The organism is Streptomyces sp. NPDC060198 (assembly GCF_042728415.1).
Classification (GTDB): Bacteria; Actinomycetota; Actinomycetes; order Streptomycetales; family Streptomycetaceae; genus Streptomyces.
The window spans coordinates 1-23,858 of the sequence record NZ_JBHWZJ010000019.1 but is presented as its reverse complement, the minus strand read 5'-3'; the positions used below and the strand labels follow the sequence as shown (position 1 = coordinate 23,858).

At 70.5% G+C, this 23,858-nt stretch carries 20 protein-coding genes and 1 pseudogene; 6 read left to right on the top strand and 15 right to left on the bottom strand.

The genetic code is table 11. From position 1 onward, the window contains the following. The first annotated feature begins 34 nt into the window (after nt 1-34). Nucleotides 35-1,063, top strand: a complete 1,029-nt coding sequence (locus ACFWEP_RS04970) for a LacI family DNA-binding transcriptional regulator (RefSeq protein WP_387365677.1) — start codon at nt 35-37, stop codon at nt 1,061-1,063. Between the two features lie 9 nt (nt 1,064-1,072). On the opposite strand, the gene ACFWEP_RS04965 is transcribed toward ACFWEP_RS04970, so the two are convergent. Then, a complete protein-coding gene (locus ACFWEP_RS04965) occupies nt 1,073-1,711 on the bottom strand; it encodes a DUF998 domain-containing protein (protein ID WP_387365674.1) in 639 nt (212 codons plus the stop codon). Nucleotides 1,712-1,906: 195 nt separating this feature from the next. Then, nucleotides 1,907-3,826, bottom strand: a complete 1,920-nt coding sequence (locus tag ACFWEP_RS04960) for an ABC transporter ATP-binding protein (protein WP_387365671.1) — start codon at nt 3,824-3,826, stop codon at nt 1,907-1,909. A gap of 396 nt (nt 3,827-4,222) precedes the next feature. Between ACFWEP_RS04960 and ACFWEP_RS04955 the strand changes: the two genes are divergently transcribed. Further along, the gene (locus ACFWEP_RS04955; RefSeq protein WP_387365669.1) at nt 4,223-5,473 is read left to right on the top strand and encodes an MFS transporter; all 1,251 of its coding nucleotides are present in this window, start codon (nt 4,223-4,225) and stop codon (nt 5,471-5,473) included. A gap of 154 nt (nt 5,474-5,627) precedes the next feature. Here the strand turns inward: ACFWEP_RS04955 and ACFWEP_RS04950 are convergent, their stop codons facing one another. Next, the gene (locus tag ACFWEP_RS04950) at nt 5,628-8,909 is read right to left on the bottom strand and encodes a GH92 family glycosyl hydrolase (protein ID WP_387365666.1); all 3,282 of its coding nucleotides are present in this window, start codon (nt 8,907-8,909) and stop codon (nt 5,628-5,630) included. 453 nt (nt 8,910-9,362) lie between these two features. After that, entirely contained in the window at nt 9,363-10,391 is a 1,029-nt protein-coding gene (locus ACFWEP_RS04945) for a hypothetical protein (RefSeq protein ID WP_387365663.1), read from the bottom strand. Between the two features lie 612 nt (nt 10,392-11,003). On the opposite strand from ACFWEP_RS04945, the gene ACFWEP_RS04940 reads away from it, so the two are divergent. Next, nucleotides 11,004-11,978: a hypothetical protein gene (locus ACFWEP_RS04940; RefSeq protein ID WP_387365661.1), complete on the top strand. Its 975-nt coding sequence runs from the start codon at nt 11,004-11,006 to the stop codon at nt 11,976-11,978. A gap of 276 nt (nt 11,979-12,254) precedes the next feature. Here ACFWEP_RS04940 and ACFWEP_RS04935 read toward each other — a convergent pair whose 3' ends face one another. Next, a complete protein-coding gene (locus ACFWEP_RS04935) occupies nt 12,255-12,521 on the bottom strand; it encodes a hypothetical protein (protein ID WP_387365658.1) in 267 nt (88 codons plus the stop codon). A 427-nt stretch (nt 12,522-12,948) separates the two neighbouring features. On the opposite strand from ACFWEP_RS04935, the gene ACFWEP_RS04930 reads away from it, so the two are divergent. Further along, the gene (locus ACFWEP_RS04930; RefSeq protein WP_387365655.1) at nt 12,949-13,401 is read left to right on the top strand and encodes a hypothetical protein; all 453 of its coding nucleotides are present in this window, start codon (nt 12,949-12,951) and stop codon (nt 13,399-13,401) included. A 108-nt stretch (nt 13,402-13,509) separates the two neighbouring features. Here the strand turns inward: ACFWEP_RS04930 and ACFWEP_RS04925 are convergent, their stop codons facing one another. The 8 genes from ACFWEP_RS04925 to ACFWEP_RS04890 all read right to left on the bottom strand — a co-directional run bounded on the left by ACFWEP_RS04925 (nt 13,510) and on the right by ACFWEP_RS04890 (nt 20,560). Then, complete coding sequence (locus ACFWEP_RS04925; protein ID WP_387365652.1) at nt 13,510-14,460, bottom strand: VOC family protein; 951 nt, start codon at nt 14,458-14,460, stop codon at nt 13,510-13,512. After that, nucleotides 14,457-15,575 carry a 4-oxalomesaconate tautomerase gene (locus ACFWEP_RS04920; protein WP_387365650.1) on the bottom strand — a complete coding sequence of 373 codons (1,119 nt, stop codon included), beginning with the start codon at nt 15,573-15,575 and terminating at the stop codon, nt 14,457-14,459. The genes ACFWEP_RS04925 and ACFWEP_RS04920 overlap by 4 nt, the downstream gene beginning before the upstream one ends. Then, a complete protein-coding gene (locus ACFWEP_RS04915; protein ID WP_387365647.1) occupies nt 15,572-16,318 on the bottom strand; it encodes a 4-carboxy-4-hydroxy-2-oxoadipate aldolase/oxaloacetate decarboxylase in 747 nt (248 codons plus the stop codon). Before ACFWEP_RS04915 ends, ACFWEP_RS04920 begins: the two co-directional genes overlap by 4 nt. After that, nucleotides 16,315-17,205 carry an ABC transporter ATP-binding protein gene (locus tag ACFWEP_RS04910; protein ID WP_387365644.1) on the bottom strand — a complete coding sequence of 297 codons (891 nt, stop codon included), beginning with the start codon at nt 17,203-17,205 and terminating at the stop codon, nt 16,315-16,317. The genes ACFWEP_RS04915 and ACFWEP_RS04910 overlap by 4 nt, the downstream gene beginning before the upstream one ends. A 3-nt stretch (nt 17,206-17,208) precedes the next feature. Further along, nucleotides 17,209-17,994: an ABC transporter permease gene (locus ACFWEP_RS04905; RefSeq protein ID WP_387365641.1), complete on the bottom strand. Its 786-nt coding sequence runs from the start codon at nt 17,992-17,994 to the stop codon at nt 17,209-17,211. After that, nucleotides 17,991-18,767, bottom strand: a complete 777-nt coding sequence (locus ACFWEP_RS04900; protein WP_387365707.1) for an ABC transporter permease — start codon at nt 18,765-18,767, stop codon at nt 17,991-17,993. The genes ACFWEP_RS04905 and ACFWEP_RS04900 overlap by 4 nt, the downstream gene beginning before the upstream one ends. A 26-nt stretch (nt 18,768-18,793) precedes the next feature. Beyond that, nucleotides 18,794-19,780, bottom strand: coding sequence for an ABC transporter substrate-binding protein (locus ACFWEP_RS04895; protein WP_387365638.1), 987 nt, complete (start codon nt 19,778-19,780; stop codon nt 18,794-18,796). Nucleotides 19,781-19,900: 120 nt separating this feature from the next. Further along, nucleotides 19,901-20,560: a GntR family transcriptional regulator gene (locus tag ACFWEP_RS04890; RefSeq protein ID WP_387365635.1), complete on the bottom strand. Its 660-nt coding sequence runs from the start codon at nt 20,558-20,560 to the stop codon at nt 19,901-19,903. A gap of 114 nt (nt 20,561-20,674) precedes the next feature. Between ACFWEP_RS04890 and ACFWEP_RS04885 the strand changes: the two genes are divergently transcribed. Next, entirely contained in the window at nt 20,675-21,691 is a 1,017-nt protein-coding gene (locus ACFWEP_RS04885; RefSeq protein WP_387365632.1) for an amidohydrolase family protein, read from the top strand. A gap of 440 nt (nt 21,692-22,131) precedes the next feature. Here the strand turns inward: ACFWEP_RS04885 and ACFWEP_RS04880 are convergent, their stop codons facing one another. Both ACFWEP_RS04880 and ACFWEP_RS04875 read right to left on the bottom strand, forming a co-directional pair. Then, complete coding sequence (locus ACFWEP_RS04880; RefSeq protein ID WP_387365629.1) at nt 22,132-22,425, bottom strand: hypothetical protein; 294 nt, start codon at nt 22,423-22,425, stop codon at nt 22,132-22,134. A gap of 39 nt (nt 22,426-22,464) precedes the next feature. Beyond that, a pseudogene (locus ACFWEP_RS04875) lies at nt 22,465-22,788 on the bottom strand (transposase); the annotation flags it as partial. Here ACFWEP_RS04875 and ACFWEP_RS04870 point away from each other — a divergent pair. After that, complete coding sequence (locus ACFWEP_RS04870) at nt 22,772-23,857, top strand: hypothetical protein (RefSeq protein ID WP_387365626.1); 1,086 nt, start codon at nt 22,772-22,774, stop codon at nt 23,855-23,857. The pseudogene ACFWEP_RS04875 and the gene ACFWEP_RS04870 sit on opposite strands and share 17 nt — an antisense overlap. Nucleotide 23,858: the final 1 nt, after the last annotated feature.

The window sequence follows — 23,858 nt, the reverse complement described above, 5'->3', positions numbered from 1 at the left end:
GGGAGACCGCAGAGCGAAAGATCGGGTGGGACCGGTGGCGGCAGCCGCACGGGCGGTGAGCATCAAGGACGTGGCACGCGAGGCGGGCGTCTCCGTGGGCACCGTCTCCAACGTGATCAACCAGCCGGAACGCGTATCGGCGGAGACCCGGAGCCACGTGAGACGGGTCATCGCCGACCTGGGATACGTACGCAGTGAGCACGCCCGTCAACTCCGGGCCGGGCGCAGCCGCATCATGGCGCTGCTCGTCCTCGACATGGGCAACCCGTTCTTCGTCGACGTCGCCCGGGGAGCCGAACGCGCCGCCCGGGCCGCCGGCCTCGGGGTCATGGTCTGCAACAGCGACCAGAACCCTCGGGACGAGGCGGAGTACCTCGGCCTCTTCGCCGAGCAGCGCGTCCGCGGAGTGCTGGTGACCCCCGCCGACTCCGACGGAAGCAACCTCAGGGAATTCCGCCGGCACGGCATCCCCCTCGTACTCGTGGACCGCGTGGGCGGGGACGGCGACGGCTGCTCCGTCTCCGTCGACGACGTCGCCGGCGGCGCCCTGGCGATCCGTCACCTGACGTCCGCGGGCCACCGGTCCCTCGCCTACGTCAGCGGGCCGGACCACCTGAACCAGGTGCGGGACCGGCGGGCCGGGGCCCTCACCGCGCTCGCCGGGGCGGGCCTGACTCCCGAGGCTCTGCGCGAGGTGCCCGCCGCCCGCCTCGACGTCGCGGCGGGACGGGACGCCGGAGCCCGGCTGCTGGGTCTGGCCCAGCGCCCCACCGGTGTCTTCTGCGCCAACGACCTCCTGGCGCTGGGGGTGCTGCAGTCCCTGTACGCGGCCGGAGTGCGGGTACCCGAAGACCTGGCGATCGTCGGCTACGACGACATCGAGTTCGCCGCGGCGGCCACCGTTCCCCTCACCTCGGTGCGCCAGCCCGCCCTCACCATGGGCGCGCGGGCCACCGAACTGCTGCTGAGGGAGTCGGCCGAGGACGCCTTGGCCCACCGGCACGAGCACGTCGTCCTGCGGCCGGAACTGGTCGTGCGTCAGTCCACGTTCGTTCCGCGCTGATCCCTCCGGTCAGCGGTCGGTTCCCTGTCCGCCGATCCTCCGGGCGCAGGAGAGGACCACCACGAGGGGCCAGAACGACTGGGCGAACGTGATGACGCGCTCGGCCGCTCCGGCGATGTCGAGCACGAAGAGGGCGAGCAGGAACCATCCGCCGCCCAGCCACATCAACGTGCTCGCACCGACCGAGGGTCCGGGCCGCAGGCCCCACGGCACGGACCCGCCGGAGAGGGGGACGAGCCGCCCCGGCGGCCCCTGCGCGCTCCAGCGCGCGCCCAGCACCGGCCACAGCGCCAGCAGCGAGAAGCCCACCGTCACCACCACACCGTGTGCGAACGAACCGCCGCTGACCGGTGCCGGGAAGAGCGCCAGCAACATCGCGGCGAGCCCGCCGCCCGCCAACGCCACCCTGCCGAACGGCGCCGCGGGACGCAGTCCGCAGGCGGTGACCACGTGACAGACACCCAGCGCGACCAGCGCAGACGTCATCACCCAGTAACCGCGCGTCCCGTCGGCGGCGAGGATGCTGATGGTGGTCGAGGCGGGGTCGTACCGGGGCCCCTCCAGCTCCGCGGATACCGACCAGCCTCCGACGAGCAGGATCGGAGCGCACACCGAGGAGAAGAGAACCCACCAGGGGACATATCGCATCGGTGAACGGTAGAACGGCCACGGGCCACGATTCCCGCTGTACACGCGGGCGGCATCGGTGATCAGCCGGCCGGACGCCCGGCCGCCGTCCCGTTCTCCCGGGCACGAGGCCCGGAAGAACGGGGGCCCGGAAGAACGGGGGGCTGGGAGAACGGGGCGGGGAAAACGGGACAGCGAAGGGGCGACGCCCGGGACTCAACGCAGTTCGGCCTCCACGACCGTTGCGGCGAAGGAGTCCCCGTCGGGGCCCGGGGCGGACTTGGCGAAGGAGTCCCCGTCGGGACGCGTGACGCTCGCCGCCGGGGAATCCACGACGTCGCTCTCGTCGAGGAAGCCGCCCGACTGGTGCTGCCACAGCTTGGCGTAGGCGCCGTCGGCGGTCAGCAGCTGCTGGTGCGTGCCCTCTTCGAGGATCCGGCCCCGGTCGAGGACCACGAGCCGGTCCATGGTGGCGACGGTGCTCAGCCGGTGCGCCACCACGAGTGCGGTCCGTCCCTCCATGAGCCGCCACAGGGCGTCCTGGACCAGGATCTCGCTCTCCGAGTCCAGGGCACTGGTCGCCTCGTCGAGCAGCAGGATCGGCGCGTCACGGAGGATCGCCCGGGCGAGTGCGACCCGCTGGCGCTGGCCTCCCGAGAGCTTCACCCCGCGCTCGCCCACCATCGTGTCGAAGCCCTCCGGGAGCGCGTCCGCGAACTCCGTGACGTGGGCCGCCTCGGCCGCCCGGCGGATCTCGGCTTCGGTCGCGCCGGGCCGGGCGAAGGCGATGTTCTCCCGCAGGGTGCGGTGGAACATCGCCGGGTCCTGCGGGACGTACGCGATCCGACTGCGCAGGTCGGCCCGGCGCAGCCTGCTGATGTCCTGACCGCCGATCAGGATGCGTCCCCCGTCGATGTCCGCCATCCGCAGCAGAAGGCGGGTGAGGGTGGTCTTGCCGCCGCCGGACCGGCCGACGAGACCGATCTTCGTCCCTCCGGCGACGTCCAGGTCGAGCCCGTCGAAGAGCGGCTTCCCGCCCCCGTGGGCGAAGGTCACGTTCTCGAAGCGGACGTCCGCCCTCTTGGACACCAGCGGTTCGGGATCCGGTGGGTCGACGACGGTCGGTGGCTCCATCAGCAGTTCGGTGAACTGCGCGGCCTCCGTCATCGAGCTCTCCAGCCGGCGGTAGATCTGATTGAACTCGAACATGATCCGCGTGGCGTTGGCGTAGTAGGTGAAAGCGACGATGATCGCCTCCACCCCGAGGTTCCCGTCCGCCAGGGTGATGGCGAGCATCAGGCCCACCACATTGGTCAGCACGGAGAGCGGCGCCACCAGGGTGTCGATGCGCAGGTTCCCGTAATCCCACGAACGCACCATGAGTCCGGACAACTCCTTGACCCGGGAGCGGTGTTCGGCGGCCTCACGGTCCTCGGCGGCGAAGGCCTGGACCGTCTCCATGTTGGTCAGACTGTCGGCGACGTGGCCCGACACCCGGGCGACCGCCTGCTCGCGCTTGGCGACGATCGCCTGACGGCGCCGGATCAGCGGCGTCACGATCAGCGCCGTGAGCACGATGAGCGTCAGGAGTCCGACGACGAGCATCGGGTCGTAACTCCACAGCACCACCGAGGCGAACGTCAGCGGCACGAGGTTGCCCATGAGGGAGAACGTCAGCGTGTCGACGAACTCCTCGAAGCGCGTGGCGAAACTCAGGACCCGCTTGGTCAGCGACCCCGCGAAGTTGTCGTGGAAGAACGCGGAGTCCTTGACGAAGATCTCGTCCATACCGGTGACGTAGAGGCGCGCGATGCCCCGACCTTCGACGCGGTTCAAGCAGTGCAGACCGATCCGCCACAGGGTCTCCGAGAGCAGCAGGACCCCGGCGAAGCCGAGGACGTACGGCAGCATCGCACCGACGCCGATCCCGTCTCCGCCCTTGCCCGCCACCTTCCCCACGAGCTTGGCGACGATCAGTGGGGCGATGTAGTAGAGCCCGATGTTGCCCAGGGCCGGCAGCAGCAGGGCCGGCGCGGCCAGCCGTCGGAGCCGGGAGAGTTCCCGGGTGTAGTAGCGGACGGCGAGGATGACCGAGCCCTTGCTCGGCAGACCTTCGCCCGATTCGATTGATCCCATCGCGACCCGTTTCGTCCTGTGGTGAATGAGGGAGCGGAGTCTTCCGCAGCCGCTGCCCCGCCGTCCAAGGGTTTTTGTCCAGTTCTGTCACCCCAAAGGTGCACGCAGCGTCAATCGTTGACGTTCTGGAGGTCGCTTCCGGAGCGAACGCTCCTCCGTCCGTGCGTGAGTGACGGAGGCTCACGCCTGATGGGCGGCCTCGAAGGGGACGCCCGCGGCCACCGGAGCGTGCCGGGTGGTGCGCCGGTCCCCGAAACCACCGGCCGCGATGCCCGAGTCCTGCTCCGCGACGGCCGTTTGTGGCCGAATGCCGTCGGTGCTGACCCGCTCCGGTGACGTCCGGTGGCCCCGGGCGCGAGCGTGGGCGGCCACTGCGGCAGCCGGTAGCCTGCGCCCATGATCAGAGATGAGCCGGAGGGCCGGACAGCACGCACGAGCAGGGACAGCGGGCCGGAGCGCGTGCTGATCGCCGCCAGTTTCGTCAACCGGGTCGGCAACGGCCTGTTCAACGCGGCGTCGGCGCTCTATTTCACCGCGGTCGTGGGCCTGCCCGCCGCGCAGGTCGGCGCCGCGCTCACGATCGCCGGAGTGGCCGGCCTGTGCGCGGGGATACCCGGCGGCCATCTCGCCGACCGGCGCGGAGCGCGCACGGTCATGATGCTGGCCCTCACGGTCCAGGCGGTGTCGATGGCGGCCCTCGTCCTCGTCGACAGCTGGGCCGCGCTGACCGCCATCGCGACGGTGGACCGGATCGCGGCGGCGGTCGGTGGGGCGGCCTGGGGAGCCCTGGTGGCCCGGGTCGGGGGAGACCGCCCGGCTCTGTTCCGGGCGAGGTTGCGCACCTTTGTCAACCTGGGCGTCCTGCTCGGAACGGCCGGTGCCGGGTTGGCGCTGGCCGTGGACAGCCGTGCCGCCTACCTCACGCTGGTACTCGGCAACGCGGCGAGCTTCGCCCTCGGCGCGGTGCTGCTGCTCCTGCTGCCCCGGTATCCGGTGCTGCCGCCACCGCCGCGGGAGGGGCGCCGGTCGGCTGTCACGGACCGCCCGTTCCTGACGTTCACCGTCCTCCACGGCGCCATGGGACTCCAGTACCCGGTGATCTCGCTGCTCCTGCCGATCTGGATCTCCGAACACACCGAGGCCCCGCGCTGGACGGTGGCCGCGCTGTTCGCCGTCAACGCCGCCTTCTGCGTACTGACGCAGACCAGGATCGGCTCCCGCGTCGAAACCCCGCACGACGGCGGCCGGGCGTTCCGCACGGCGGGCCTGCTCTTCCTCGCCGGCTGCCCGCTGATGGCGCTCGCGGCCCACACCCCGGTCTGGGCGGCAGCGGCACTGATCCTGGCGGCGGTCCTCGTGCACAGCCTGGGAGAGGTGTGGGAGTCCTCGGCGGGCTTCGCCCTCGGCTTCGGTCTCGCCCCCGATCATGCCCAGGGCCAGTACCAGGGCCTCCTCGGCCTCGGCTTCGACGCGGGCCAGGCCCTTGCCCCCGCGATCCTCACCACGGTGGTGCTCGGTCTCGGCACGACCGGCTGGCTGCTGCTGGCGTTGTTCTTCGCGGTGCTGGGAGCCGCCGGCCCGCCGCTAGCCCGTTGGGGGACGGGGACCCGGCCTCAGCCGGACGGCGTCGCACAAGCGCAGGGATGAACCGGGAGCGGCGGATGCGGGTGGCGGGCCGTCCAGCGCACCCCGGCGGATGTGGGACGGCCCAGGACGTCCCGAGCGACAGCACGGGCCCGGTCCCGCTCATCGCGGCGGGACCGGACCCATGGTCGTTCATCGGCTGTTCAGGACGGACGGATCAGGCGGTCGCCACCGCGAAGACGTGGATGATGCCGCCGTTCGTGGTGGACGGAAGCGTCACGCTCGCCAGCCGCTTGCCCGCCTGGAGCGCGATCGGCGCGGAGGAGAAGACCTCCGTGCCCACCGGGTCCTTTCCGCCACCCTGGACGTCGCGGTACGCGGTGTGGACCGCGACCGTGTTGCCGTACGACGGCTGCTGCGAACCGCCGCCCAGCGTCCAGTCGCTGAAGCCGATGTCGGCCTGCTGCGTGGTGCCGTCGGTGTACGTCAGCGTCAGCTTGCCGCTGGCCGCGCCCTCGGCGGCGCTGCCCAGGAGGCTCAGCTTCGTGTCGCCCTCGGCGGAGGGGACGTTCAGCACCTGCGGGGTCGTGCCGGTCACCTCGATGTTGTCGGGATCGCCGGCGCCGGCCGTGGGCCAGGTGAAGGAGAAGCCGTTGGACGAGACGGTTCCGCCCGGCGTCGTGCCTGCCGCGGCGAGCGCGGCGGCCGAGTAACTCCAGCCCTCACCGTCGAAGTTGGCCTGCGGGTTCGTGTCGTCGGTGGAGATGCCGGTGCTGTTGCGGTTCCACAGCATGCCGTTCTTCTCGGCGACGGTCACCGCGAACGACGTCTTCGGGAGCTCGGCCCCGGCGGAGGACTTCAGTGTCACCGGGACCGCGTAGTGGCCCTCGGCGGTGTCCGCCCCGGCCGACACGGTGAGCTTCGCGCTCACCGAACCGCCCGCCGGGACGGTGAAGTCGCCCTCCGCGGGCGTGACGGTGACACCGGCCGGAGCCGTCGCCGTCCAGTGCACCGAGGTGGCCTCGGTCTCCAGGGTCTGCACCTTGACGGTGGTCTCCGCGCTGCCCGTGCCGGGCTCGGTCTTCACCTGCTCCGGAGTGGCGCCGGTGAAGTACTTCACGCCGCCGCCGGGGAAGGACGGCGGAGCGTCGGCCGCCGCGGCACCCCAGGAGGTGTCCGCCGTGGCGCCCAGCGTGTAGTCCAGCGTGCCGCCACGGGTGACGAACGACGCCGGGACCCACGACTTCGTGGTCTTCCTGCCGTCGACCTTCAGACCGTGGATGTAGGTGTTGGTCGCGGAAGCGGCCGGCGCCTTGATCGTGATGGTCTTCCCGTGGCCGGTGTGCACCACCGCGTGCGGGAACAGCGGAGCGGTGAGGACCAGGTCGGCGCGGCTGGGGTTCTGCGGGTACATGCCCAGCGCCGAGAACACGTACCAGGACGACATGGTGCCGGCGTCGTCGTTGCCCGGTATGCCGCCCGGGGTGTCGGTCCACAGCTGGTCCACCTCGGCGCGGACCGTCTCCTGCGTCTTGTAGGGAGTGCCCAGGTAGTTGTAGAGGTACGGGGCGTTGATGTCGGGCTCGTTGGTCGCGTCGTACCGCGTCGCGTCCTTCGCCGTGAAGTCGAACTTCCCGTCCGGCGTACGGAAGAAGGCGTCCAGCCGCTTCGCGGCCGTGTCCTTGCCGCCCATGGCGCTGGCGAGACCTGCGACGTCCGAGTAGACCATCCAGGTGTAGCGCGCGCTGGTGCCCTCGACGAAGCCGGTACCGGTGCCCGGCGTGAAGGTGCCGGCCCAGGTGCCGTCGGCCTTGCGGTCGCGGATGTAGCCGCCGTCCGGGGTGGCGTTGGCGTCGAAGACGTTCGACCAGTTGCCCGAGCGCTCCAGGAACTTCTTCGCGTCGGCGGTCTTCCCGGTCTGCCGGGACAGCTCGGACAGGCCGTAGTCGGCCGCCGCGTCCTCCAGCGTCTCGGCGGCGCCGCCCCAGCAGTGGCAGCCGTCCGCCGGTACGTAACCGAGCTCCAGGTACTTGTCGAGCGCGGGCCGCTGGCCGACGCACTCGACGTTGCAGCCCGAGCTGTCGGAGTCGTTCGCCGTCGGCACCGTAGCCGCCGTCACCAACGACTTCAGGGCCCCCTTGACGTCGAAGTCGTGGCCGCCGAAGGCGTAGATCCCGGCGAGCGCCGCGTCGGACGGGTCACCCGACATCACGCTGGTCTTGCCGTTCTCCAGCAGCCAGCGGTCCCACTCGCCGCCGTTCTGGCTCGCGTAGTTGTAGAGGGACTGCGCGTAGTCGCTGCCCGCCCGAGGGTTGATCAGGGTCATCAGCTGAACCTGCGCGCGGTACTGGTCCCAGCCGGAGAAGGTGCCGTACTGCGCCTTCTGCCCCTTGGCGAGCCGGTGCGGCTTGCGGTCGGAACCGAGGTAGCGGCCGTCCACGTCGCTGGTCAGGGTGGGTTCCAGCATGGAGTGGTAGAGCGCGGTGTAGAAGGTGGACCGCTGGGCGTCGGTGCCGCCGCCCACCTCGATCGCCTTCAGCGCCTTGTTCCAGTTCTTGGCGGCCTGCTTCCTGACGGAGTCGAAGGTCTGGTGACGTCCGTTCTCCGCCCGGAGGTTGTCCTCGGCGTTCTGGGCGCTGACGTAGGAGACGGCGACCTTGGCCTGTGCGCTGGTGGTGCCGTCGGCGAAGGTGATGTACGCGCCGGAGCCCTTCCCGGCCACCGGGTTGCCGGACGAGCTGTATCCCGTACCTCCGGAGGCCGAGGTGGAGCCGGGCGCGACGGTGCCGTCCGTCCAGGTGCCGACCTTCGCGAAGTCCTTGTCGAAGTGGGCGGTGAAGTAGAGCGTGTAGAGGTCCTTGCGGTTGTTCGCGCTCTGCGGCCCGCAGAAGTTGCCCGCGGTGACGGAGCCCGTCACCGTCCGCGCGGCCTTGTCGATCGTGACGGTGGCGGCGGTGCTGCCGCTCTCCGAGTTGGAGGTGCGGAAGAGCATGCTGGCGGGCTTGTCCGCCGGGAAGCCGAACTGCCCCGTGCCGGTACGGGCGGTCGTGGTGAGCGCCGCCGAAGCGCCGCCTGCCAGCCCCACTTTGTAGTAGCCGGGGGTCGCGGTCTCGTCGGCGTGCGAGAAGTCGCTCGCGTACTTCGCGTCGGTCGCGTCCGAGGTGGGCGAGGTGTCGACGTCACCGACGTACGGCATGATCGGGATGTCGCCGTTCGCGCCGGAGCATCCGACACCGTTCAGATGCGTCAGGCTGAAGCCGCGGATCTTCGTCGCGTCGTACTGGTACCCGCCGGGGGCGGGGGTCGAGACCTGCTTGCCCCGGGAGTTCTGCGGACTCCAGGCCAGCATGCCGAACGGCTGCACCGCGCCCGGATAGGTGTTGCCGGCGTTCGCGGTGCCGATCAGCGGGTGGACGTACGAAACCGGGTCCTTGACGGTGGGGTACGAGGACGCTGCCGACGCGGGGACGGCTGTGGCGGCCATCCCCAGTGCTGCCATGGCGGTCACCGCGACGCAGCGAGCAGCCCTGAGCCCGGGATGCGTCCGACGGTTGTGCGTGTCTGACACCGATCCTGCCCTTCGTGTGTGACGGACGGTCAACGGGCGGGATCGGAAGCACCGTTGCCTGCCCGGCACCCTGTCCCGACAACGTTGTCAACGAACGGGAGGATGCTCCTCCTGCCACACCGGGGTGTCAAGGCCCTCGCGGAATCCGTGCGCGCGCCCTCGGCGCGGGGCCACCGGAAGAGGAGAGGCGGACGGTTCGGGCTCGGTCCGCAACCTCCCGGACGTCCAGCCGTGCCGCGCGCGGTCGGCCCGTCCTCGCCGGGCCGGACGCGTACCGGCGAGGACGGCGATCCCCTAGCGGGCAGGTCCACGGGGCTGGTCGTGGGCCTGCCCGGCGAGGTCGCATTCCGTGCCGACCGGCGAGACCGCCGGTCGTGGGTCGGGTCACCAGGGCTTCAGTGTTCGATCGGCCGGATCGGTACGGGGCAACAGCGCTTCTCCGGCGCGGGAGTTCAAGGACACGAGCTTGTCGGCGGTGCTGTCGAGGAAGAAGACGAACGCCTTGGCGTCGTCGGCGAAAGCCGCCGCCGGCCGGCTGATGCCGGATGTCGTGATCACGATCAGCCGCTTGGGGACATCGTCGCCGGCCGCCGCGGCGAGGCCGTTCAGCCGCTGTACCTCGGACGTGGACAGACTCTTGGCGCGACTGTGCCATTCGATGTGGAACGCGTCGGACCGGATGGGGACGTCGGCGTCCCCCTCTTCGACGTCCCCGAAGCCGAATGCCGACAGCTGTTCGAGAACCAGGTCGGTGATACGGCGGGGACCGGGCGGCTGCGGCAAGGTCCGGGGCTCGGCGTCGTCGTCGGACCGACCGACGCCTCCCGGCCGCGCGGGCGAAGCGGCCAGGTCCGCAAAGAGGGAATCCTGCCACTCGGACCGGGGCCCGGTGGGAACCGTGTCCCCGTGAGCGGCCGGCACGCACGGCACCTCCACGTCCCAGGCGTTCGGCCCCTTGCCGAGCACGTCGGCGATGTCCGCCACCGATGCCGTCGCACGGGGCACTCCTGGTCCGGGCCGCGTGCTGCACCATAGATTCCAGCCCAGATCGACACGGCCCCAGGCCCCGCATTCCTCGAAGTACACATCCACCAGCCAGCCGAGAGCGGGCTTCAGCGAGACACGGACGAAGGAGTCCGGGAAGTCGGCCTCGACGAAGCAGCCGTCGCGCCCGCCCACGATGTCGAGTTGGGGTGAGTGCCGAGGGCCGTACGCGAAATAGCCGTTCCCCGCTGCCACGCGCCCCACCCGCACACCCCGGGCGTCGAGGAGATCGGCCAGTTCGGTCATGTCGGACGGCTCGCTCTCGTTCCAGCGCCACGGCGAGGGAATCGGTTCGCCGGTGAGGTGTGCCGCCGCCACGGCGTGCAGGGCGTCGACGAGTACCTCGTCAGGAGTGTCCAGCGGCCACACCGAAGCTCTTGAAATGCAGGTGCCGGCCGAAAGCGGCGACCATGTCACTGGGCGGGAAGGGCAAGGGAGACACTCCTTCGAATAGGGCGCGCGGCGCTGCCGGGGCGCCGCGATCCGCAGCCGGAGCACAGCCGGATCGCCATTTCGACACGCGCCCCGGTCGATCGTGTCCGGACCGTGGACGAAGTCCCGTGCGGTCCCGGCCCGTTCCCTGTGCGCCATCCCCCTGAGCCCGTCGCGGAAGGGATTGTCCCATGGGGCAGGCGATGTCCCCGCGGGACGGCATGGCGGAACGAACGGTCAGGGCCCGCGTCATGACCGGCGATTCCGGATTCCTCTGCCCGTGCCGCGGAGCGCATTGCCCCGGGCCGCCCCGGCGCTTCCGCGCGCCCGGCTGTGCTCGCCCCCTCGCGAGGTGACGGAACCACAGGGCCGGGTCCGGGGTGTGACATGGCGACGCACAGCAATCACATAGCATGTGCCAATCTAGTGAACGTTTTGCAACGGGGGATCTTCATGTTTCTGACCAGCGGCTTCAGAGGGATTGTCGCGGGATCGGCGGGAGTGGTTCTCCTTGCTGGATGCGCAGATGCACACACTCTGCTGAACAAGATGAACGGCCCGGACCACCGGGCCGAGCTGCCGGTGGAAACCGGAGCCCGGGACGTCGTGCACACCGCCATCGACGAGAAGACGTATCCGATCCGACTCTCCGTCGAAGGCCTCGTCCGCGGTTCGGACGACGCCCTCGACGGCGTACGCCTGGGTGACGGTCTCAAGGGCAAGGTCCCGTACTACCTCACCTACGAGGTCACCAACACCGGCAAGAAGGAGATACCGGCCCCCTACGAGGTGTTCCGCAACCTCACCGTGACCGGTACCGACTGGCTGCCCGGCACGCAGGTCCGCCTGACCGGCGGCACCGCGCGTGCCTCGGCGTCCTGCGAGGACTCGGCGCCGGACACGCTGGCCCCCGGAGCCTCGTACACCTCCTGCGGGACGTACATGCTGACGAAGGGCGTGGGCGTGATGGCGGTGACGCACCTTGTCGGGGGCGGGATCGGCCCGGCCTCCCAAGTCACGACCTGGCCGGTCGAGGGTGGTTTCGCCGAGGCGGCGGAGGACGTGGCGGCGCAGGGCGACGCCATCACCGTCCGATGGGACGCGGGGAAGGAGGACGGGGGCATCGTCGAACTGCCGGCCACCTTGGAGTCCGTACGCAAGGGCAGCCCCGACGACCTCGCCGGTACCGTTTTCGACGGCGCCGAGCTGCACCGCACCCCGTACTACGTGACGATCTCCTACCGCAATCCCGGCGAGACCGATCTCTCCGCCGGTCAGGCGGACAGCGTTCGCGTGATCACCGAGGGCGGCCAGCAGATCGGGGGGATTCCGCGATCGTTCGCCGACGGGCTGGACATCGACGCCTGCCCCTCGGAGGAGGGCGAGGACGTGATCCCGCCCGGCGGCACCGTGGAAGAGTGCACCGTCTACCTGACGGCCGACGGCGACGAGCCGTTCGTGGTGGGCTTCCAGGTCGCGGGCGAGGAAGAGGGCCTCACCGGCTGGCGGGCAAAGGTCTCCTGACGCCCGGCCGGACGGAGTCGCAGACCGGTGCGCAGCCTGTCACCTGCTTCCGGAGGCGACCTTCCCGAGGCCCCAGCGGGAAGCCCCGCCCCGGCCGGCGGGCAGGCGCCGCCTGCCCCTCGCACCACCGCGGGACCGGGGACCGGAGCCCACGTCGTCGCGCTGGATGCGCAGCCGCATCTCGGCGCCGCCCAGCACGCTCGTGCCCACCCGGATGTCACCCCCGTCGACAGCAGCGAACTAAGTGGTCGGCTCCGCAGATCCTTCGGGGGTTGATCACGCTGTCGACGCAACGGAGGATTCTTCGTAGTGATCGGCGGTGCGCCGGTCGAGCCTGGCCAGTAGGCCGTCCAGGTCGGAGGTGGTGAACCTCCACCGGAGTGGCTGTGCCGTGGCGTTGTAGCGGTCTTCGAATTCCCGGAGCCGGTCCCTGACCTCGGTGAGGTCGGCGAAGCCGTTGGGTGAGACCACCTTGCGCTGGACGGCGGAGTAGTAGATCTCCACCTGGTTCAGCCAGGAGGCATGTACGGGTGTGTGGACCATGACTGTGTTCGGGAACGCTGCGGACGGGCATGGCGGGCGAACCGTTCGACCGAAGTGGATCATGGCAAGCCGCAGCCTGCCCAGCCCGCCGCCAGGATGGAACCCAGATGTCGCGAGTGTGGCCACCTACGGGTCCAGCTGCGAGCCGTCGCTGCAATCGGGAATCCCGTGATCACCGCCGCGACGCACCTCGCGGAATGGCGCCACGGGAAAGGCGTCGGGCTCGGAGCGGCGACGAGGGGCGTACCGGGGAGCGCGGGCCGAAGGCCGGTGCGGGCGGGGAGGTGCTCGCCCCCGGGCCACCGGGAGAGGTCCGGCGGGGGAACCAGTGCGCCCCGTGCGGTCGTCACCACGGGAACATCAGGCGTCCGCCTCATCGGGGGAGGCTCCGGCGTCGCCCTTCCCGACCCGATCGCGAGGTACTGAGATGAGACGATCAGTCCTGCCCGTCCTGCCCGTCCTGCTGGCGGCAGCGGTCCTGAGCGGCTGTTCCGGGGCCGGCGAGACCGCCTGCACCCTCCTCGGCATGGATTCGCAGGTTTCGCTGGCCTGGCGTGCTTCGGACTTCGGTCCGGCGAACGCGGCCTCCCTCCGCTTCTGCGTCGGCGAGGTCTGTGAGGAACGGAAGTCCGGCAACCCGGGCGATCCGACGAACCACCTGTCGATCCCGCTCCCGGAGGCCGACGGTCCCGGCCCCGTTCAGGTACGGCTCACCGTCACGTCCACCGCCGACGGCAAGGAGATCGTGACCGACGGGACCGAGGCGGAACTGAAGGAGCAGCACCCCAACGGCGAAGGCTGCGACCCCACGGCCTGGACCGCCACGGTCCGCGCCGAACCCGCCGGACTCACCGATCCGGAGGGACTGCCCCTCCGGTAGGCGGGGTCCGAAGCCGGCCGGCGCACCGGCGCGGCCTGCCCGGGGCCGGGCGGGCCGGAGGCCGCGGGTTCCGCGCCGCGAGGGGGCGTCCGCGGCCCGCCCCTCCGGTCAGGCGATCGGCGGGGTGCCGTGGGTGTGGAAGGTGTCGATGGTTTTCAGGCCCCACGCCTGTCCCCGCTTGCGCTCCTGTTCCGTCCAGGTGATCAGGGGCCAGTCGGGGGCGAGGACCAGTCGGGTGAGCGGGTTGCACAGCTCGATCCGGTTGCCTCCGGGCTCCCACAGGTAGAGGAAGAACGTCTGCTGGATGGCGTGCTTGTGCGGGCCGGTCTCGATGTGCACGCCGTTGTCGATGGCCAGGTCGGCGGCGCGCAGGATGTCCTCGCGGGTGTCGGTGGCGAAGGCGATGTGGTGCAGGCGCCCTTCGGAGCCGGTCCAGTCCTCCGTGTACACCACGTCGTACGACTTGTTGTTGAAGGTCAGCCAGCGGGCGGCCACCCGGCCGGAGTCCAGCTTTATCTGCTCGGTCGGCCGGGCCCCGAGGACCTGCTCGGTGAACTCCGCGTTGGCCAGGACGTCGGCCCCCAGGAAGTTGATGTGGTCGAGCCTGCGGACACCCACACCGCGGTTGGGCTTGGCCTGCGGCTGGTTCTTCAGAGCGGGCCGGAGTTCCGGCGGGGCCTCGTACCACTCGGTCTCGTAGTAGAGGTCGAGCACGTGCCCGTCCGGGTCGCTGGTGCGGAACGTGCGGCCGGTGCCGGCCTCGCCGTCCACCCATTCGCCGTCGCGGCCTGCCTCGCGGCACGCGGCGGCCCGGCGCTCGAGCGCCTCGGGGCTCGACGCCCGCAGCGCCGTGCGGCGCACCCCGGAGGTGGAGTGCGCGGTGACGACCAGGCTGGTCCGCTCGTAGTCGTCGAAGGCCCTCAGGTGCACCGAGTCGCCGACGCGGCCGGTCTCCGTCAGGCCGAGGATCTCGGTGCAGAACCACACGGTGCCGTCGAGCTCGGGGGTGAGCAGTTCGACGTGTCCGAGGTGGGCGATGTCGCCGCGTGCGCTGTTCATGCGGGTACCTCCGTGGGGGCCGGCCAGGTGCGGCCGGAGTGCTGTCGGGTGCGGACGGGACCGGGGTGGACGGTCCCGTCGAAGATCATTCGGGCGGTGCGGATCACGGACGTGGCGCCCACCGGGTGGTGGGCGTCCGGCCCCGGCGCGACGCCCACGTCGAGGAATCCGGTGGGGTGTTCGATCCGTACCGGCTCGCCGGCCGGCGGTACTTCGGCGACCTGGGCCGCGACGCTGTCCGGCAGCCGGACGGCGGCGGCCACGGAGGCCGCGCCGAGTACCCCGATCGCCTGGTGGACCCGTTCCGGGATGAAGCTGCGGGTGGTGATGGCCCCGCCCTGTTCGGGCGGTGCCACCAGCACGATCTTCGGCACCGTGGTGGCGTCGGGGTCGGGGTCGATGCCCAGGGCCTCGGCGCCGGCGGCGCGAATCGCGCGTACCCGGTGGCGCAGCGACTCGTCGGCCTCCAGCTCGGCCGGAGACTCGGCGCCGGTCAGGCCCAGGTCGGCGGCCCGTACGAGTACGGAGGGCATGCCGTTGTCCACGCAGGTGACGGAGTACCCGGCGAACTCGTCACGGCTTCGCCCGGTGGGCAGCAGGGGCGCGCCGGAGGGCTCGGCGACGATCACCACCGGCGCGGCGGTGCCCGGTACGCCGGTGATCGCGGTGTCGCCGCGGTAGGAGACGCGCCCGCCGGGCGTGTGCACGCGCAACACCGCGGCCGACCCGGTGTTGACCAGCCGTACCCGGACGTCGGTGTGGTCCGGGCCGGCCGGTACGAGACCGCGTTCGACGGCGAACGGGCCGACGGCCGCCAGCATGTTGCCGCAGGTCTGGGAGTCGGTCACCACCGGCCGGTCCACGACCACTTGCAGGAACAGGTAGTCGACGTCCACGCCGGACTCGGAACTTTCCGAGACCACGGCCACCTTGCTGGTCAGGGGGTGGGCGCCGCCCAGTCCGTCGATCTGCCGCAGGTCCGGGCTGCCCATGATGCGCAGCAGCAGCTCGTCCCGTTCCGCGGGATCGGACGGCAGGTCCCGGGCGAGGAAGACGGCGCCCTTGGACGTCCCGCCGCGCATCAGAGCGCAGCGGACCCCGTCCGTGGCGGTCACCGGCCGTCCTTGTCGAAACCGGCGGCGGGGGAGGGTTCCGCGTCGGGGTGCTGTTCCTGCCAGGACCGGTAGCGCACGCCCTGGTTCTCCAGCACCTTCCGCAGACGGTAACGGTCGAGCCCCAGCTCGCCGCGCTCGAAGGCGGCGCGGCTCTCCGCCTCCTTTTCGACGCGGGCCTGCGAGGCGGCCACCGCCTCCTCGGCCCGGGCGCGCGGTACGCACATCACGCCGTCGTCGTCGGCGATCACGATGTCGCCGGGCGCGATCTGCTGACCGGCCACGACGACCGGCAGGTTGACGCTGCCCGCGGTGGCCTTGACCGTGCCCTGCGCCGAGACGTGGCGCGACCACACGCCGAAGCCCATCTCCCGCAGTTCCCTGGTGTCGCGCACTCCGGCGTCGATGACCAGGCCGGTGACGCCACGCCTGGCCAGGGCGGTGGCGAAGAGCTCGCCGAACATGCCGTGGGTGCTGGGCGCGGCGGCGGCGACCACCAGGACGTCGCCCTCGCCGCACTGCTCGACCGCGGCGTGGATCATCAGGTTGTCGCCGGGCCAGCACAGTGCGGTGACCGCGGCGCCCGCGATGGTCAGGCCCTGCTGGATCGGGCGCAGGTCGGGGCCGAGGCTGTGGGTGCGGCCCAACGCCTCGTGGACGGTGGCCACACCGTAGACGCGCAGCCGGTCGACCAGCCGGGGGTCGGGGCGAGGGACGTCGGTGATGACGAGTCGGTGGTCGTTCACGGCTTCCGCACCTCGTCGGTCTCGGTGCCCGCTTCCGGCCGGTGCCCGGCCTTGGCGCGCTGGATCAGTTCGTACACGTGGTGGCGCAGCTCCGCGAAGCGCGGGGTGGAGCGGGTCTCCAACTGGTCACGGGTGGAGGGGAGGTCGACGGTGACGTCTTCCAGTACCACCGTGGGACGGTTGGAGAGCACCAGCACGCGCTGGCCCAGATAGACCGCCTCGTCGATGTCGTGCGTCACGAAGAGCACCGTCACGCCCAGCCGGTTCCACAGCGAGCGCACCAGGTCCTCCAGGTCGGCGCGGGTCTGCGCGTCGACGGCGGCGAACGGCTCGTCCATCAGCAGCACCGACGGCTCGTACGCCACGGCGCGGGCGATGGCGACCCGCTGCTGCATACCGCCGGAGAGCTGCCACGGATGGGAGCCGGCGCTGTCCGACAGGCCCACGGCGGCCAGCGCCTCGTCGACCTTGAGGGCCCGCTCGGCACGGCCGAGGCCCTTCTCCTTCAGCGGCAGTTCGACGTTCTGGCGGACCGTCAGCCAGGGGAAGAGGCTGCGGCCGTACTCCTGGAACACCACGGCCATGCCCTCGGGCGGGCCGGAGACCACGGCGCCGTCCAGCAGCACCTCGCCCTCCGTCAGGTCCATCAGACCGGCGATGCAGCGCAGCAGGGTCGTCTTGCCCGCGCCGGACGGGCCGACGATGCAGACCAGTTCGCCGCTGCGGACACGGAACGTCAGGTCGCGCACGGCCTCGACGCCGCCGGCCCCGCCGTAGATCTTGCGCAGGCCACGCACGTCGAGGGCGTCGGTGGCCGACGCCGCCACTCCCGGCGCAGGGGGACCGACCGGCCCGTCGGCCTTCTTGGACGTCTTGGGTACGGACATGGCTCAGGCTCCTCGATCCGCTTGCCGCAGGCCCCGGTACCAGGCCAGCATCTTGTGCTCCACGGCGCGGAACAGCACCGAGAGCAGGAATCCGATGAGGCCGAGCAGGATGATCCCGGTCCACATCTGGGGGATGGCGAAACCCCGTTGGAACTGGACGATGGACGCGCCCAGGCCCCGGTTGGCGCCGAAGAGTTCGCTGATCACCATCAGGATCACGCCGATGGACAGCGCCTGCCGGGCGCCGGCCGCGATCTGCGGACTGGAGCCGCGCAGGACCACCTGCCGCAGCCGGGTGCTCCTGCGCATCCGGTAGCAGCGGGCGGTGTCCAGCAGCACCTCGTCCAGGCCGCGTACGCCCTCGACGGTGTTCAGCAGGATCGGCCAGAGACAGCCCAGCGCGATGGTGACGATCTTCGACGTCCAGCCGGTGTAACCGGCGAACAGGGCGATGACCGGCACCAGTACGGGGGGCGGCACGGCGCGGAAGAACTCCAGGGTGGGCTCCAGCAGTGCCCGGACGGTGCGCGACAGCCCGATCGCGACGCCCAGGGCGACGCCCGCCACCAGGGCGATGGCGTAGCCCAGCGCCAGCCGGGACATGCTCGGCAGCACGTCGTGGGTGAACCGGTCGCCGTTCCAGGTCTTCGGGAAGGCCTCGACGATGTCGGCCAGCGGCGGCCAGAAGAAGCTGGTGGAGCCCGCCGAGGCGAACCACCAGACGGTCACCAGGACGGCCGGCAGCGCCAGGACCAGTACCGACTGCCGGAGCGCGGCACGGGTTTTCACGTCAGTTCCCTCCTCACCGAGGGGTGCCAGCGCAGGACACGGCGTTCGGCCGCGCGCGCGAGGATGTTGACCAGGACGCCGATCAGTCCGACCACGACCACCAGGGCGTACGTGGTGGCCACGGCGCCGGAGGACTGGGCCACGCCGATGCGCTGCCCGAGTCCGGGGACCCCGATGATGAGTTCGGCGGTGATCTCCAGGATGAGGGCGACGGCGGCGGCGAGCCGGAAGGCGGTGACGACGTACGGCAGCGCGGTCGGCCACACCACCGTGCGGAACACCGTCCAGCGGGAGAACCGGTAGGAGCGGGCGGTGTCGCGGACCACCGGGTCGACGTCGGCCACGCCGTACAGCACCTGCACCAGCACCTGCCAGAAGGCCGCGTACACCACGAGCACCAGCGCGGACTGCGGGCGGCTGCCGTAGATCAGGACCACCAGCGGTATCAGGGCGACCGAGGGGATCGGACGCAGGAACTCGACCGTGGAGGCGGTCAGTTCACGCAGGACCCGGCTGCTGCCGACGAGCATCCCGACCACGATGCCGGCGGCCATGGAGACGGCCAGGCCGATGGCCCAGCCGCGCAGGGTCTGGCCGAGAGCGGTCCAGAACGACTCCCGGCCGAGAAGGCCGATCAGCTCGTCGCCCATGGCGTCGGCGGGCGGGAGGAAGTTGTCGTCGACGATGCCGCCGCGCGGCAGGATCTCCACCAGGGCGACGACGGCCAGCAGACCGACCACTCCGAGGACGGTGTCGCGCCCGGGGCGGGGCATCGCTGCCCCACCCTTCTTCACGTCGGTCACGGGAGCAGGCTCTTGACGTCGGGAGCGGAGTCGGCGAGACCGTCCTCGGCCATCAGATCGGCGAGCTTCTGGAGGGACCCGGTCTCGATCTCTGTGGGCCAGCTCGGCAGAACGGCGTTCTTCTGCACGTCGGCGGCGATGTCGGTGTACTCGGTGAGGATCGCGCGGACGTCGTCCGGGTGTTCCGTCGCGTACGCCATGGACTTCTTCATCGCCGCGCCGAAGGCGGTCACGGCCTTCGGGTTCCGCTTGGCGTACGTGTCGGAGGTGAAGTACGCGCCGACCAGCAGGCCCGGGTCGGTCTCGGCGTAGTTGGAGGTGACCTGGCGGTCACCCTGGCCCTGAGCGATGGTCAGGAACGGTTCCACCAGCTGCCCGGCGTCCACGTCGCCCTTCGCCACGGCGGGGGCTATGTCGGGGAAGGCGAGCTCGACGTACTCGATGCCGGACGGGTCGCCGCCGGCGGCGCGGACCGCCTCGTTGACCGTGATGGTGTTGATGTTCTGCAGGGTGTTGACGGCGATCTTCTTGCCCGCCAAGTCGGCCGCGGACTTGATGGCGCTGTCGCCCTTGACGACGACGCCGCCGAAGTCCTTGCCCTTCTCGCCCGTCGAGGACACGCCCGCGGCGACGGCCTGCAGGCCCAGCCCCTTGGAGCCGCCGAGCAGCAGGGAGACGGTGTTGCTGAAGCCGAACTGGTACTGGTCGCTCATCACACCGGGCACGATCGCGGCGCCGCCCTGCGCGGTCTCCAGCTTCAGCTCCAGGCCCTCCTCCTCGAAGAAGCCCTGCTTGATGCCGAGGTAGATGGGGGCGACGTCGACGATGGGGATGACGCCGACCTTGACGGTAGTCGTACCGCCGGCCTCCGTCGCCTTCTCCTTGTCACTGCCGCACGCCGCCAGGCCGAGGCTCATGGTCAGGACGACGAGGGCGCACACACCTCGTCCGGGCTTCGTGCGGCCGCGGAGGTTTCGCTGCATCGGGACTCCTCGCAGAGCTCAGACCCCCGCCCGTGGGGCGAGGGACGGGCCACCGTCGGCCGCGTGGAGGAGACGGTACAGAGATTGTTGACAATTGTGAAGGCAATGTTGCGGACTAAATCATCCGTCGATCTCCCGCATCGCGACGATCACGTCGGCGACGTGTTCGCGGGCCGCGCGGTCCGCCGCGGCGGGGTCCCGCGCGCAGATGGCGTCGATGATCGCCAGGTGCTGCGGCAGTGACACCTGGGGCCGGCCCGGCCGCAGCGCCAGCTGGAACTGCCGGCGCACGTTGCGGGCCAGCAGGTTGGCCAGCAGGTCCGAGGCGACGGGCTGTCGGCCGATCTCCCGCAAGCGGTCGTGGAGCAGGGAGTTGAGCCCCGAATACACCATGACCTCGCCGTGCGACACCGCGTCCCGCATGCGTCGGCCGATGTCCCGCAGCTCCGCCGCCTGCACCTCGGTCACCCGCTCGGCCGCCTTCGCGGCGCACAGGCCCTCCAGGACCATCCGCACCTCGGTGATGGCCACGGCCTCCTCCACGCCGACCGCCCGCACTCTGGCTCCCCGGTTGGCGATGCGCTCCACCAGGCCCTCGTGCTCCAGATCCACGAGCGCCGCTCGCGCGGCCCCCCGGTTGCATCCGTACTGCTCGCACAGCTCGGCCTCGATCAGCCGCTGACCCGGGGCGAAGTCTCCGGCGAGGATGCCCGCGCGGATCCGGTCGGCCGCCTCCTTGGCGGGTCTCCCGCTGCGGGAACGTTCGGGGGCAAAGCTCATGAATACCTCCAGAGGCTGGATGGGCAACACTATCGCCATCTCAAATTGCGCACAATTTTGTCGTACGATGCGCGTGCGCTCGCCCCCAGCACTCACAGCAAGGACGGTTCGCGGATGATCATCGATTGCCATGGGCACTACACCACCGCCCCGGCGTCCCACGGCGACTGGCGGCGGGACCAGCTCGCCGCCCACCTCGAGGGAGGAAAGGCCGCCGCGTACCCGCGTATATCGGACGAAGAGATCCGCGATTCCATCGAGCGGAACCAGCTGCGCATGCTCACCGAGCGCGGCGCCGACCTCACCCTCTTCTCACCGCGCGCCTCGGCCATGGCCCACCACGAGGGCGACGCCGCCGTCTCCGCCGCCTGGGCCCGCGCCTGCAACGACCTGGTGGCCCGGGTCACGGAACTCTTCCCCGACACCTTCGTCGGGGTGTGCCAGTTGCCGCAGACCGCCGGAGCCCCGCTCGCGGACGCGGTCGACGAACTGCGCCGGTGCGTGGCAATGGGATTCGTCGGCCTCAACCTCAACCCCGACCCCAGCGGCGGCCACTGGACCGCGCCGCCGCTGACCGACCGGTACTGGTATCCCCTCTACGAGGCCATGTGCGAGCTGGACGTACCGGCCATGGTGCACGTCTCGGCCAGCTGCAACCCCGCGTTCCACGCCACGGGCGCCCACTATCTCGCGGCCGACACCACGGCGTTCATGCAGCTGCTGCAGGGCGACCTCTTCGCCGACTTCCCCGGCCTGCGGCTCGTCATCCCGCACGGCGGCGGCGCGGTGCCGTACCACTGGGGCCGCTACCGGGGTTTGGCGGACATGCTGGGCCGTCCGACGCTCGACACCCATCTGATGCGCAACGTCTTCTTCGACTCCTGCGTGTACCACCAGCCCGGCATCGACCTGCTGCTGAAGGTCATCGACCCGGCGAACATCCTGTTCGGTTCGGAGATGGTCGGCGCGGTACGGGGGATCGATCCCGGGACGGGCCACCACTTCGACGACACCAAGCGCTACCTGGACTCGGCCGACCTGCCCGACGAGGAGCGTGCGGCGATCTTCTCGGGCAACGCCCGCCGGGTCTACCCGCGGCTGGACGCCCTGCTGCGGGGGCAGGGCCGTTGATACCCTCTCCCGGCGGGGCCCGGCGGGAGAGGGCGGCGTGCTCTCCGCGCGAGCGGAGGTGAACCGTCGTTCTGCTCTTCGGTGAGCTTGACGGCCGGGTGCTCTCCACGCGGGTGGAGGTGGGCCACGGTTCGTGCCGCGGGTACCGGGAGAGGGACGGACCAGCGTCGATGAGTGTCCGCGAGTGGTCGTCCACGGGCCACCTCCAGGACCGAGCTCGAACGCATCGGCTTCGCGCCCTTCGAGCGCAAGGGTTTCGACGAGACCACGCTGTACGACATCGCGTCCGAGGCCGACATCGGACGGCGCACGTTTCCAGCCCCGGCCGGATCGGAGAGTTCTGCCCTCGATGATGGCCGAACGGAGTCCGTCCCCCGGCCTGGGGGGTGTTCCCATCTCTTTGGTCAAGCTGTTGGGGTGGCCCCGGTGTCGGGCGTGCGTCATGCATCTGCGGCTGTGTCGATGCCTGCGTATTCGTAGTTCCAGCCCGCAGAGGTGTCGGGGGCTGGAACTGCCAGGTAAGTGTGTTTGGCGGCGGAGTTCCAGGGTCCTGATGTTCGACCGGGGCGACCTCGGAAGCCTGCGGGCGGCAGTCCTGACTGGTCGAGCTCGACGATTTTGGTCCGTCCGTGGAAGGGGCCGCTGACGACCTTGATGCCGACGGTGTTGTTGACGGTTTCGCCCGCGAGCCAGCGACGGATGAGTGCCAAGTGCTCGGAATTCTCGTCCCCCATGGCCGCTGACCATGGGCTTGGGCGGAGGGCAAGCAGGTCTCAAGTCGCTCGGACGGGTTGGGGTTCGTAGAAGGTTCCGTCGCGGAGCATCGCGAAGAGGACGTCGGCCCGGCGTCTGGCGAGGCAGAGCAGGGCCTGGGTGTGGTGCTTCCCTTGGGCGATCTTCTTGTCGTAGTAGGCGTGGGAGGCAGGATCGCCCGGAGAGGCGAACGCGGAGAGGAGGAAGGTACGTTTGAGCTGCTTGTTTCCTCTCCGGGAAGGCTGTTCGCCGCGGATCGAGGACCCGGAACTGCGGGTTGCCGGAGCGAGTCCTGCGTAGGCGGCGAGGTGGCCGGCACTCGGGAAGGTGCTGCCGTCACCGACCCGGTACGACGCGATCGGCCGCCTGGCCACGGCCGAGGACACCGCTGAGACGGTCTGTACCACCCGCACCTACACCTTCGACGAACGTTCCAACCGCAAGTCCCTCGCCAGTGCCACCAGCACCCCCGGCGCTGACTGCACCACTACGGGAGCAGCAACCACCAACTACACCTACGACAGCGGCGACCGACAGGTCGACACCGGCTACCCCTACGACGCCTTCGGCCGCACCGCTGCCCAGCCGGGTGGCGTGAGCCTGAGCTACGACAACAGCGACATGGTCCACCAGGAGACCGTCGGCACCAAGCGCCAGACCTGGCAGCTCGATGGAACCCAGCGCCTCCGCTCCTCGATCGCCGAGACCAACAGCGGTGGCACGTGGACGACCAGCGCGTCCAAGGTCAACCGCTACGACTGCGGCTGCGACAGCCCGTCCTGGATTACCGAGGACACCCAAGGCGCTGTCACCCGATACGTCGAGTCTGTCGGCGGTGGTCTCGTCGCCACCACCGGCAAGACTGGCGACACCGTCTTGCCGCTCAGCGACATCCACGGCGACATCGCCCTCCAGCTACCGCTGGACACCAGCAAGGCAGCCACTTCGCAGGACACGGATGAGTACGGCAACGTCCGTGCCAGCAGTGTGCCTGCACGCTATGGCTGGCTCGGCGCTCAGCAGCGTTCCGGCGAGACCCTCTCCGGACTCACGCTGATGGGCGCGCGTCTCTACGACTCCACGACCGGCCGGTTCCTGCAGCTCGACCCGGTCACCATGTACGACCTGAACGGCAAGGGCTGGTTCTCCTGGGGCCGAGCCTGGCGTATCACCGTGTGCGTGGGAGCCGTTTTGTCACTGCTCGGCACCTCGTACTTCGCCGTCACCAAGATCCGAAGGATCTGGCGAGCCATCAAGCGCTGGGGTGGGATCCGTGCGGCCGTCACTCGTGTGATGAGCGCACGCACCACGTACCTCAAGGGGCAGCGCATCGCCATCATGATGCTGACCGCCAGTTCCTCCATACTCGGCATCGACACCATCTACGACAAGTGCATCAAGACCAAGTTGTAGG